Source organism: Streptomyces uncialis (genome assembly GCF_001905345.1).
Classification (GTDB): domain Bacteria; phylum Actinomycetota; class Actinomycetes; order Streptomycetales; family Streptomycetaceae; genus Streptomyces; species Streptomyces uncialis.
The window spans coordinates 145567-157561 of sequence record NZ_LFBV01000010.1; the positions used below are offsets into that span (position 1 = coordinate 145567).

Here is an 11995-nt window from a genome sequence, read left to right on the forward strand (position 1 = left end):
GGCCCGGCCGGGGCTGCTTGGGTGCCCGTTCGCCCGCGTCAGCCCTGTCGTAGGCGCCCAGGGAAGAGCCACGCAGCGCCGGATCGCGAAGGTTCGGGCCGTCAGGAGGCGGCCGGTCTTCGGCTCCCTGGGACCAGCCGGTACCGGGGTATGACGACCCCATACCCCGGTACTACCCGCGACTTGGCTCCGCAGTGTGACGTGCGGCGTGCGTTCAGCTCCGTACCTTCCCCTCGTCAGACGAACGGACCGACGGGGAGGGCGAGCGATGGACCACAACTCGCTTGTACGGCAAGGCAGTTACAGTGCCACCACGACGATGGCGCGGGTGCGGGATCACAAGGCCCGAGGGACGACCACTCCTGTCGAACCATCGGCCTCCACGGCCAGGGTCCGAGCACGCGGCCGACTCCGTTCCCGGGTCCCCGCTCAGGGCCGGCGGGCCGGGCGGGGCAGGCGGACCTTGATCGCGATGGCCCTGGTCACGGCGGCCTTCGCGGGGACCACCGGCCTGGCCGTCGGGAACGCCCAAGTCCCGCTCACCGGGCCACCACCCGGCACCGCCGCATGGCGGGCGGACCGTTCCCTCGGGGTCCACCTGCCTGACCCGGCCGCCACGACTCCCACCGGGACAGCCCGGTTCTTCGGCACGCTGGACGACTCGGAGCGCGAGAAGCTGGCCGAACGACACCCCGGGGTCGTCGGCAACCTCGACGGCGCCCCGCTGGACCTCCGGTACCAGGCGAACAGGCGCGCTCTGCTGGACAGCCGGGCACAGCAGCAGAAGCAGGCGGCGAGCCGGGAGCTTCCGGTCCGGGACCGCCAGCGGGCCCGGGAACGGATCACCCGGTACTCCGAACTGCTCGCACCAGGCCGACGGATACTGGCCTTCGATCCCCGGGGGCGAGGGCAGATCGCCGAGGTGCACGGCGACCTCGGGACCGCGCGCCATGTCTCGGTGATCGTTCCGGGCTCCGACATCGACGTGAGCACCTTCGACCGGACCACCGACACCTACGGCACACCGTCCGGGATGGCCAAGTCGCTGCGACAGGCAGCAGGGGGCGGCACGGCGGTCGTGGCCTGGGCGGGCTACACGACACCGGTGGGCATCGGTCCCGACGCGGCCACCGGTGGGCTCGCGGAGGCCGGGGCGCCACGGCTCAGCCGGTTCGTCGCGGGACTGCGCGCGGTGGGTCGGCCGGCGCCGACCGTGTTCTGCCACAGCTACGGCTCGGTCGTCTGCGGCCTGGCGGCGCCCTCGCTCATGACCTCCGACCTGGTGGTGCTCGGCTCACCGGGAATGCGCGCGGACAGCGTCTCCGATCTGGGCACGGACGCCCGGGTGTGGGCGGCCAAGGACGACAGCGACTGGATCGGCAAAGTTCCGAACGTCCGGTTCCTCGGTCTCGGACACGGCGAGGACCCCGCAGGACCCGCGTTCGGCGCCCGCCCGGTCCCGGCCCACGACGCCCACGGCCACACCGGCTATTTCGCACCGGGCACCGCTTCGCTGGCCGCCTTCGCGGACATCGCCACCGGCACCGGGACGGCCGACAGCGGCCTCCAGACCGACACGGACCAGGGTCACACCCGCGCACGGCAGGAGGTCGCGTCATGAACAGCGTCATGAACCGCCGGAAGACCAGGTCGGCACCGCCGATCAGCAGGACGGCACCGCTCATCGCTGATCGCCGGGGAGCTGACTCCTCGCAAGGGGCGAAGCGGCCCGTCTCGCGGGGGGCGAAGCCGCCCATGGCGAGGGCCCCGGGCTCATCGACGCTCAGCCGGGCGATCGGCCGGGCTGGAGCCGCCGTCGGCGCGATAGACGCGAAGACCCCGCCGAGTCGGGACCGGGCGATCGACGGATTGCGGGCCATGGCTCTGCTGGCCGTCCCCACCGGGCACTGGCTGCTGGGCGGCTTCACGCTCGGCGCGGACGGAGCCCTGCGCAACGCGAGCCCCTTGTCCGCCTTCGGTTCGCTCGCGCCCATCAGTTGGCTGCTCCAGATGCTCGGAGTCTTCTTCCTGGTCGGCGGCTACGCCTCGGCGCTGTCCTACCGGCGGACCCGGCAGCGGGGCGGGTCGGCGGCGGACTGGCTCCGGCAGCGGTTGGCGCGGCTGGGACGGCCGGTGCTGGGTGTGACGGCGGTGTGGGCGGTGCTGATACCGGTGCTGACCGCCGCGGGGATACCGGAGACGACGCTGCGGACAGGTTCCACGCTGGTGGTCCAGCCCTTGTGGTTCGTCGGCGTCTACGCCGTGATCACGGCCCTGACACCGCTGTGCATACGGGCGGCGGAGCGGCTGGGGGCCTGGGCGGCGGCTCCCCTGATCGGTTCCGTGGCGGTGGTGGATTTCCTGCGGTACGGCCCCTACGCGGAGGCGATGCCTTCTTCGCTGAGCCTGTTGAATCTCTTGCCGGGCTGGATGTTCGCCTATCAGCTCGGGGTGTGCTGGTCGCAGGCGCGGCTGGGGCGGCGCGGGGCCTGGGTGCTGCTCGGCGGGGGTGTGGCGCTGTTCGTGGCGCTGTTGGCGGTCTTCCACTACCCGGCGTCGATGGTGGGGGTGCCAGGAGCGGAGCGGACGAACTCCCATCCGCCGTCGCTGCTGGTGCTGGCACTGGCCGCGGCGCAGTGCGGGGCGGCGATGCTGCTGCGGGACCGGATCGGCCGGGCGTTGCGGAGGCCGGGGCTGTGGGCTCCGGTCGTGGTGATCAATCTGTCGGCGATGACGATCCTGTGCTGGCATCAGACGGCGATGCTGGCGGCGGCCGTGCCGGCGTCACTGTTCGGCACGGTGACTGGCCTGGTCGGGGCGCCGGAGAGCGTGGGGTGGATCGGAGCGCGGTTGGCGTGGATACCCGTGTTCGCGTTGCTCTTGGTCGTGGTCGGCAGATGGACGCGCGGCTTCGAGTCCCCGTGGGCGGGGACGGGTCGGACCAGAAGGGCGGTGGCCGGGCTGCTGGCGGCGGGTTTCGCGGCATTCGCCCTGGGGTTGGCGTGACAAGCGGGCGCCGGGCCGCCCACGAGTGTGGACGCCCCGGCGGGGCCGGCGGTGGAGTGGGTGGGCGAGGTGAGTGGTCAGGGTGAGTGGTCGAGGTCGGGCGCCAGGGTCGGGGCAGGTGTCAGGGCCGGGGCGAGGGCCGGGTGTTGCTCTCGCGGCTGCCGGCAGCGGGTCGTGACGTCTGCGGACAGGGAGGCACGGGCGCCTGGGGTGTTACTCGCGGCCCGCCGAGGTGAAGGTCATGTCGGCGTAGCGCTCGCCGGAGACCTGAGCGGCGAGGGGGTCGAGGAGGGACAGTTCCTCGTCGCTGAGCGAGATACGGATGGCGGCGGTGTTCTCCTCGACACGGCTGCGGCTGCGGGTGCCGGGGATGGGGATCACGGACAGGCCGTGGATGTCGGCCTGCTGGTGCACCCAGGCGAGGGCGACCTGGCCGAGGGTGGCGTGGTGAGCGGCGGCGACCGTACGGATGGGGGTGAGGAGGGAGGCGTTGGCGGTGGCGTTGGTGCCGGTGAAGCGGGGCAGTTCACGGCGGAAGTCGTCGGCGGTGAGTTCCTTGTCGGCGCTGACGAAGGACCCGGTGAGGAAGCCGCGGCCGAGCGGGGAGTAGGGCACGAGGGCGATGCCGAGTTCGGCGGCGGTGGGGACGACGCCCCGTTCGATGTCCCGGCTGAAGAGGGACCACTCGGACTGGACGGCGGCGATCGGGTGGACGGCGTGAGCGGTGCGCAGTTCCTGGCCGGTGACCTCGCTGAGGCCCAGATGCTTGACCTTGCCGGCCTGGACCAGCTCGGCCATGGCGCCGACGGTCTCCTCGATGGGCGCGTCGGGTGCGCGACGGTGCATGTAGTACAGGTCGATGGTGTCGATGCCGAGGCGCTGGAGGCTGGCGTCGACGCTGGAGCGTATGTAGGAGGGGTCGTTGTTGATGGAGCGGTTGGTCGGGTCGTCGGGGTCGATCGACAGGGCGAACTTCGTGGCGAGGACGATCTCGTCGCGATGGGCCCGGAGGAAGGGGGCGAGGAAGCGTTCGTTGTCGCCGGCGCCGTAGACGTCGGCGGTGTCGTACAGGGTGACGCCGAGTTCGAGGGCGCGTTCCAGGGTGGCTCGGGCCTCGTCGGTGTCGGTGGGGCCGTAGGCGAAGGTCATGCCCATGCAGCCGAGTCCTTGGAGTCCGACCTGGGGTCCGTCGGCGCCGAGGCGGGTGGTCGTGAGACGCGTCATTGGGTGAGGTTCCTCTCGGAGGGGGAAGCGGCTGTGGAATAGAAGTCGATCTTGTGGTCCAGGACGGCGAGCGTGTCGCGGAGCTCGGCGATCCGGGTCAGCACATCGCGGCGGGTGGCTTCCAGGAGCCGTTGCCGCTCGGGGAAGTTGTGGTCACCGTCGCGGACGAGTTCGGCGAAGCGGACCATGCCGGCGACCGGCATCCCGGTGAGCCGGAGCTTGCCTACGAGGTCGAGCCAGTCGAGGTCGCGGTTGCGGTAGCGGCGCTGACCGGTGTGGGAGCGGTCGATGTGCGGCATCAGGCCGATCCGCTCGTACCAGCGCAGGGTGTGGGCGGTGAGACCGGTGTGGGCCGCGACCTCGCTGATCGTGTAGCGGTCCTGCCCTTCGGGGCGCGGATACGGGGAGGGCTCGGCGGCACAAGCCGGCTCCCCTGGGTCCGGGCCCGGGACGGAGGTGGTGACGCCGTCCCGGGGAGTCAGGTACGTCGCTTCGGCGGGGCCGTGCGCGTCGGCCGGACGCGGGCCGGTGTGGCTTGTGGGGTGGGCGAGACCGGAGCGAGTGTCCGGACCGGCCCCCGGGGTCGGCGTGGTGGGGGTCAGCGGGGTGGGGGCGGGCGTGGTCTGGGTCACCGTTTCCATCACCGTCATGACCGCCACGCTAGGACCTTGGAGTGCACTCCAGGCAAGCGTGTTTAGGCGGGGCGGGAGGCGGGGTGGGTGGGAGGGGAGGGGGAGGGCCCCCTCCCTGGCGGGTGGATAGGGTCGGGAGCATGCAGAGCCTCGGGTTGATGGAAGGGTGGCCGGTTCCGGCTGCCGCTGGTGCGGTGGTACGGGCCGACGGGGAGTTGGTGGGGGCGTTCGGGCCCACCGGGCAACGGTTCGCGTTGGCCTCGGTGACCAAACCCCTGGCGGCGTACGCGGTACTGGTGGCGTACGAGGAGGGCGCGGTCGAGCTGGACGAGGCGGCGGGGCCGGAGGGGGCGACCGTACGGCATCTGCTGGCGCACACCAGTGGGCTGGCGTTCGACGAGCACAGGGTGATGGCGGAGCCCGGGGGGCGGCGGCTGTACTCGAACGCCGGGTTCGAGGTGCTCGCCGATCATGTGGCGAAGGCGACGGAGATCCCGTTCGGGGAGTATCTGCGGCAGGCGGTGCTTGAGCCGTTGGGGATGGTGGACACGTCCTTGGAGGGGAACGCCTCCCCGGCCAAGGACGGGGTGTCGACGGTCGACGACCTGGTGCGCTTCGCCGCGGAGGTGCAGGCTCCCCGGTTGCTCGACCCGCGGACGGTGGCGGAGGCGATGACGGTGCAGTTCCCGGGCACCAAGGGTGTGCTGCCGGGGTACGGTCACCAGAACCCGAACGACTGGGGGCTGGGGTTCGAGATCAGGGACGCCAAGTCGCCGCACTGGACGGGGAGTTCGTCGTCACCGAGGACGTTCGGGCACTTCGGGCAGACGGGTACGTTCCTGTGGATCGACCCGGACGCGCGGTGGTCGGACGGCCGGGGTGCCGGAGCGGCGTGCGTCGCGCTCACGGACCGGGCGTTCGGCCCGTGGGCGGTCGAGGTGTGGCCGAAGCTGACCGACGCGGTGCTCGCCGAGTTGTGAGGGCGGCCGGTGCGCGGGCCGTCCGCCGCTGAGGGCCTACGGGCGGGGTGACGCATTCCCGGAGTCGCCGCGATACAGAAGTCCTCACGACAGCAAGAGTCGTCGTGACACAGGAGTCGGTTGGGTGTCGCGTCGGCGTGGCGAGCATGGCCTGGTCGTGCGTTGGCGTGGCATGCGCGGCCGGAGTTCGCCTTGGTCTGGTCATGCGCGGCCTGTACCGCGCGGGTCCGTGGGCCGTGCGGTCGGGGTCACCGGGGGCGGGCCGTCGGAACGGTGAGGGTGTCGTCGCTCGGGGCCGGGCCGGGGGCTGGTGGGGGTCAGCGGGGTGGGCGGGGGCTCATTTCCCAGAGGAGGATCTCGGCCGCGGAGGTCGCGGTGAGTTCCAGGCCCTTCGGGTCGGTGAGGCGGGCCGCGTCACCGGGGGCGAGGTGGGCGTCGGGTCCGGGGGTGTCGGGTTCCCCGTTGCGTGACGTGTCGGACTCCCCGCCATGTGGGGGGTCGTGGGGGATGCCGCCGGGTGCGGGGCGGTCCGTCGGGTGCAGCCGGAGGTCTCCGCGGACGACGTGGATGTACACCTGGGCGGCGTCCGGGACGGCGGTGCGTTGGGCCGGGGCGAGACGGCGCACATGGAGTACGGCCCCGGCCTCGGGGACGGCGTACGGGGTGGAGTCGGCGATACCGCGGACGACCTCGTAGCGGGGCTCGCCGCCCGGGTTCAGCGGGGCCAGCCACATCTGGACGAAGGTCAGCGGGGTGGGGCCGTCGTTGCGTTCGACGTGATGGACACCGGTCGCGGCGCTGAGGCGCTGGACGTCGCCGGGGCGCACCACGCTGGTGTGGCCGGCGGAGTCGCGGTGGGTGAGCTCGCCCTCGACGACCCACGTGATGATCTCGGTATGGCTGTGCGGGTGCTCGTCGAAACCGGCGCCCGGGGCGAGGCGTTCCTCGTTGCAGGCGATGACCGCGCCGAACCGGAGGTTGTCGGGGTCGTAGTGGGAGCCGAAGGAGAAGGCGTGCCGGGTGGTGATCCCGGCCTCGGGGTCGCCTCCGGGGTAGCGCTCAGCGGCGCGGCGCACATCCGTCACGGCCCCACGGTAACCGTCGGTGGATCACGGCGGGCGGACGGCCCGGGTCCATGGGCCGAAGCAGCGGGCGGGTCAACGGCCCGAGGCTGAGGGGGGCGGGCGCCTCGGGCGGGCCGGGCGGTGCGAGCTTTGCGGGTACCTCAGGCGGGCCGGGCGGTCCGGGCGCCCCAGGCCCTGCGGGCGGTCCAGACGGGTCGGGCTGTGCGGGCGGTCCGGGCTGGTCCGGGCGGTCCGACTACGCGAGCTGTGCGGGCGCCCCAGGCCGTGCGGGCGGTCCAGGCGGCGCCGGGCTGTGCGTGAATTCGATGGGGCGGGCGGGTGTTGCCCGTGCGGGGGCGGGAATGGCGGTGACTGGAGCGGCGGGGCCGGGCTCGTGCTTGGGGAGGGACGTGTGTTCGGGGCGGCGGGTCCGCCGGCTGTGCCGTTCCCGGGCCGTCGTCGCCCCCGGGGATACGTTTGGCCGTCCCGATAAGGCAGTCTTGTCATCGTGCCCGAACCCGACGTCGGCAAGACCGATCCCGCAGCCCACGGCGCATCGCGCGGCCCCGCCTCCGGTTCATCACGGGCCGCGGACCCAGGCGGACCACGTGTGCCGGACCCCGGTACGTCCGTCGTGAGGCGTTCCGCAGGGCCGCCGCGCTCCGGGGGGACCCCGCGCGGTGTGCACCCCGATTCCTGCGAGTACGGGGACCCGCCCAGGTCCGGTGGGCGTCCGGCGGGCTCCCGGGCCACCGTGGGTCCGCCGCCCCACGAGCCGTCCCCCACCCGGGCCGAACGGGGCTGGCGAGCCCAGCACGTCCAGCGATCCCAGCACGTCGAGCGGCCCCAAGGTTCCCAGGGGTCCCGGTCGCCCCGGCTACCTCAGGCACTTCGGCTGTCGCGGCCCGTCCCCGTCCCCGCCGCCGTCGCCACGGCGGTCGGTGCGGTCGGTGCGCCTGGTGCGCGTGGTGCATCTGACGCATCCGGTGCGCCGAGCGCGTCCGGCGCGTCCACGACCACCGGCCCGGTCCGCACCGCCGACCCTGCCCCGATCCCCGCCGGAGCCACCCGCCCCACGGAACCCACCGGACGTACCGGACCTGCCGGACCCACACAACCCGCCGACCTCACCGACCTCACCGACCTCACCGACCTCACCGACCTCACCGACCTCACCGACCTCACCGGTATGAGTGTTCCGGACAGTGGGGCCTCGGACGACGGTGCCGCCTCGGATGCCGCTGACCGGCGGGCCGCCGAGCGCCATGAGGACGCCGAGTCCGCGCAGCACCCGGCCCGCCGGTCCGCCCCGTCCCGTACCGCCGGCGGCTCAGGCCAGGGCGGCAGCGGCAGTGGCGGCGGCAGGGCCGGTGGTGGCCGGGGTGGGGACGGGAACGGTGGGGGCGACGACGGGGACGACGGTCATCGTGGGGCCGGCCCCGGGGACCCTCCCCCGCCGCACCCCCACCCCGCGACGCTGCGCAGGCTGGAGAAGTCGTCCGGCAGTCTCGCCGCGCAGGCGATCGCGCGGATGGACGAGACGCTGTCCTGGTACCGGGCGATGCCGCCGGAGAACCGTTCCTGGATCGGGCTGGTGGCGCAGGCCGGTATCGCCGCGTTCACCGAGTGGTTCCGGCGGCCGAACGCGCCGCAGGCGATCTCGACGGATGTGTTCGGGACGGCGCCGCGCGAGCTGACGCGGGCGATCACGCTGCGCCAGACCGTGGAGATGGTGCGGACGACGATCGAGGTGATGGAGTCCGCGATCGACGAGGTCGCGGCGCCGGGCGACGAGTCGGTGCTGCGGGAGGCGCTGCTGGTCTACGCGCGGGAGATCGCGTTCGCGACGGCGCAGGTGTACGCGCAGGCGGCGGAGGCGCGGGGCGCGTGGGACGCGCGGCTGGAGTCCCTGGTCGTCAACGCGGTGCTGTCGGGCGAGGCGGACGAGGGCGCGGTGAGCCGGGCCGCCGCGCTGGGCTGGAACTCCCCCGAGCATGTGTGCGTGGTCCTGGGGACCGCGCCGGACGGGGACAGCGAGCTGACGGTGGAGGCGATCCGCCGGGCCGCGCGGCACGCGAAGCTCCAGGTGCTGACGGGGGTCCTCGGTGACCGGCTCGTGGTGATCGCGGGCGGCAGCGACAATCCGTTGCAGGTGGCGAAGGCCCTGATCGGGCCGTACGCGCAGGGACCGGTGGTGGCGGGGCCGATCGTCCCGGACCTGCTGGCGGCGACGCGGTCGGCGCAGGCGGCGGCCGCGGGTCTGAAGGCGTGCGGGGCGTGGCAGGACGCGCCGCGCCCGGTGCTGGCGGACGATCTGCTGCCGGAGCGCGCGATCGCGTCGGACCCTGCGGCACGCGAGCAGTTGGTGGAGGAGATCTACAGACCGCTGGAGGAGGCGGGCTCGGCGCTGCTGGAGACGCTGAGTGTCTATCTGGAGCAGGCGAGCAGTCTGGAGGGGGCGGCGCGGATGCTGTTCGTGCATCCCAACACCGTGCGCTACCGGCTTCGACGTGTGACTGATGTCACCGGATGGTCACCCTCCGACGTACGGTCGGCGTTCACTCTGCGGATCGCCCTGATCCTCGGCCGGCTGGCCGACGGTGACGTTCCGACGTAGGCGCCTTGTAGGGGGCCTACAATTCCCCCCTCGGTTCTTCGTCCCTGTCCCCACGGGCGGCTTCCGCCGTCGACAAGAGAGAGTGTGAGTGTGCTCGTACTCGTCGCTCCCGGCCAAGGCGCGCAGACGCCCGGCTTCCTGACTCCTTGGCTCGATCTGCCCGGTGCCGCCGACCGGGTGGCGTCCTGGTCGTCCGCCATCGGCCTCGACCTCGTCCACTACGGGACGCGGGCCGACGCGGACGAGATCCGTGACACCGCGGTGGCGCAGCCGCTGCTGGTGGCGGCCGGAATCCTGTCCGCGGCGGCGCTGACCGGCGCGGACCCGGTGGATGCCGTCGACCGTACGGCCGCCACGCCGCTCGCGGGGCTGTCGGCGGATGTCGTCGCGGGTCACTCGGTCGGGGAGATCACCGCCGCCGCGTTCGCCGGGGTGCTGTCCCCGACGGAGGCGCTGCGGCTGGTGCGTACCCGTGGGCTGGGGATGGCGGAGGCCGCCGCGGCCACCGAGACGGGTATGGCGGCGCTGCTGGGCGGTGACCCGGAGGTCGTGCTGCCGTATCTGGAGAAGCTGGGGCTGACCGCGGCGAACGTGAACGGCGCGGGTCAGATAGTGGCGGCGGGTACCGCCGCGGAGCTGGCCGCGCTGGCGGAGGACAAGCCGGAGGGGGTGCGCAGGGTGGTGCCGCTGAAGGTGGCGGGCGCGTTCCACACCAGGCACATGGCCCCGGCGGTGGACGTGCTGCGGGAGGCGGCCGGGAAGCTGGCTCCGCTGGATCCCGCGGTGGCGTACGTGTCGAACAAGGACGGCCGTGCGGTCGCGTCGGGCGGCGAGGTGCTGGACCGGCTGGTCGGGCAGGTCGCGAACCCGGTGCGCTGGGACCTGTGCATGGAGACGTTCAAGGAGCTGGGGGCGACGGCGCTGGTGGAGGTGTGCCCGGGTGGGACCCTGACGGGTCTCGCCAAGCGCGCGCTGCCGGGTGTGCCGACCCTGGCCCTGAAGACCCCTGACGACCTCGACGCCGCTCGGGCGCTGATCGCCGAGCACGCCGGGCAGACGGCCTGAGCCTGAGAAGGAGAGTCCGGAGAGCATGGCGAAGATCAAGACCGGTAGGGGTGCGCAGTACGCGCGCATCCTGGGTGTCGGCGGTTACCGTCCGACACGGGTCGTCCCGAACGAGGTGATCCTGGAGACGATCGACTCGTCCGACGAGTGGATTCGTTCGCGGTCCGGGATCGCCACCCGGCACTGGGCGAACGACCAGGAGACCGTGACGGAGATGTCGCTGGAGGCGTCGGGGAAGGCGATCGCCGACGCGGGGATCACCCCGGAGCAGATCGGCGCGGTCGTCGTGTCGACGGTGTCGCACTTCAAGCAGACCCCGGCGGTGGCGACGGAGATCGCGGACCGGATCGGTACCCGTAAGGCCGCCGCGTTCGACATCTCGGCGGGCTGCGCGGGTTTCGGCTACGGGCTGACGCTGGCGCGTGGCATGGTCGTCGACGGCAGCGCGGAGTACGTGCTGGTGATCGGTGTGGAGCGGCTGAGCGATCTGACGGACCTCACGGACCGTGCGACGGCGTTCCTGTTCGGGGACGGCGCGGGCGCGGTGGTCGTGGGTCCGTCGGCGGAGCCGGCGATCGGGCCGACCGTGTGGGGCTCCGAGGGCGACAAGTCGGAGACCATCAAGCAGACGGTGCCGTGGACGGACTACCGGGACGGCACGGTCGAGAAGTTTCCCGCGATCACGCAGGAGGGCCAAGCGGTGTTCCGCTGGGCCGTGTTCGAGATGGCGAAGGTCGCCCAGCAGGCGCTGGACGCGGCCGGGATCAGCGCGGACGACCTGGACGTCTTCATTCCGCACCAGGCCAATATGCGGATCATCGATTCGATGGTGAAGACACTGAAGCTGCCGGAGCATGTGACGGTCGCCCGTGATGTGGAAACCACCGGCAACACGTCGGCCGCCTCGATCCCGCTCGCTATGGAGCGGCTTCTGGCGACCGGTGAGGCGAAGAGCGGCGACACCGCGCTCGTGATCGGATTCGGGGCGGGTCTCGTGTACGCCGCCACGGTCGTTACCCTCCCCTAGGCAGTCGTGCGGATCTACGGTCCGTACGGAAACTGCTGAGCACACCCTCTGGACAGGACAAGAAGGAGCGCCGAAATGGCCGCCACTCAGGAAGAGATCGTCGCGGGTCTCGCAGAGATCGTGAACGAGATCGCCGGCATCCCCGCCGAGGACGTCCAGTTGGACAAGTCCTTCACCGATGACCTGGACGTCGACTCGCTGTCGATGGTCGAGGTCGTCGTCGCGGCCGAGGAGCGTTTCGAGGTGAAGATCCCGGACGAGGACGTCAAGAACCTCAAGACGGTCGGTGACGCGACCGCGTACATCCTGAAGAACCAGGCCTGATCGCAGGCCTGGCAAGCCTGCCGCCACCCGGCGGTGGCGCCGCTGAATCCCTCGTA

10 protein-coding genes are annotated in these 11995 nt (G+C 72.4%); 7 read left to right on the forward strand and 3 right to left on the reverse strand.

Translation table 11 applies throughout. From position 1 onward, the window contains the following. Positions 1 to 463 precede the first annotated feature (463 nt). Both AB852_RS30955 and AB852_RS30960 read left to right on the forward strand, forming a co-directional pair. Positions 464 to 1621 carry an alpha/beta hydrolase gene (locus AB852_RS30955; protein WP_425444195.1) on the forward strand — a complete coding sequence of 386 codons (1158 nt, stop codon included), beginning with the start codon at positions 464 to 466 and terminating at the stop codon, positions 1619 to 1621. 134 nt (positions 1622 to 1755) lie between these two features. Continuing rightward, the gene (locus tag AB852_RS30960) at positions 1756 to 3006 is read left to right on the forward strand and encodes an acyltransferase family protein (RefSeq protein WP_073793541.1); all 1251 of its coding nucleotides are present in this window, start codon (positions 1756 to 1758) and stop codon (positions 3004 to 3006) included. A gap of 213 nt (positions 3007 to 3219) precedes the next feature. Here the strand turns inward: AB852_RS30960 and AB852_RS30965 are convergent, their stop codons facing one another. After that, the gene (locus AB852_RS30965; RefSeq protein WP_073793542.1) at positions 3220 to 4230 is read right to left on the reverse strand and encodes an aldo/keto reductase; all 1011 of its coding nucleotides are present in this window, start codon (positions 4228 to 4230) and stop codon (positions 3220 to 3222) included. Continuing rightward, positions 4227 to 4712, reverse strand: a complete 486-nt coding sequence (locus tag AB852_RS30970) for a MerR family transcriptional regulator (protein ID WP_073794199.1) — start codon at positions 4710 to 4712, stop codon at positions 4227 to 4229. The genes AB852_RS30965 and AB852_RS30970 overlap by 4 nt, the downstream gene beginning before the upstream one ends. Positions 4713 to 5002: 290 nt before the next feature. On the opposite strand from AB852_RS30970, the gene AB852_RS30975 reads away from it, so the two are divergent. Next, positions 5003 to 5842 carry a serine hydrolase domain-containing protein gene (locus tag AB852_RS30975; RefSeq protein ID WP_073794201.1) on the forward strand — a complete coding sequence of 280 codons (840 nt, stop codon included), beginning with the start codon at positions 5003 to 5005 and terminating at the stop codon, positions 5840 to 5842. A 317-nt stretch (positions 5843 to 6159) separates the two neighbouring features. On the opposite strand, the gene AB852_RS30980 is transcribed toward AB852_RS30975, so the two are convergent. Next, the gene (locus AB852_RS30980) at positions 6160 to 6927 is read right to left on the reverse strand and encodes a pirin family protein (RefSeq protein ID WP_073793543.1); all 768 of its coding nucleotides are present in this window, start codon (positions 6925 to 6927) and stop codon (positions 6160 to 6162) included. 1456 nt (positions 6928 to 8383) lie between these two features. Here AB852_RS30980 and fasR point away from each other — a divergent pair. The 4 genes from fasR (at position 8384) to AB852_RS31000 (ending at position 11939) form a co-directional block, all read left to right on the forward strand. Further along, positions 8384 to 9523 (forward strand): fatty acid biosynthesis transcriptional regulator FasR, encoded by a 1140-nt coding sequence (gene fasR, locus AB852_RS30985; protein ID WP_073794204.1) that lies wholly within the window; start codon positions 8384 to 8386, stop codon positions 9521 to 9523. Between the two features lie 90 nt (positions 9524 to 9613). Continuing rightward, the gene (locus AB852_RS30990) at positions 9614 to 10588 is read left to right on the forward strand and encodes an ACP S-malonyltransferase (protein ID WP_073794207.1); all 975 of its coding nucleotides are present in this window, start codon (positions 9614 to 9616) and stop codon (positions 10586 to 10588) included. 25 nt (positions 10589 to 10613) lie between these two features. Then, entirely contained in the window at positions 10614 to 11615 is a 1002-nt protein-coding gene (locus tag AB852_RS30995) for a ketoacyl-ACP synthase III (RefSeq protein WP_073793544.1), read from the forward strand. A gap of 75 nt (positions 11616 to 11690) precedes the next feature. Further along, complete coding sequence (locus AB852_RS31000) at positions 11691 to 11939, forward strand: acyl carrier protein (protein ID WP_073793545.1); 249 nt, start codon at positions 11691 to 11693, stop codon at positions 11937 to 11939. The last annotated feature ends 56 nt before the right edge of the window (positions 11940 to 11995 follow it).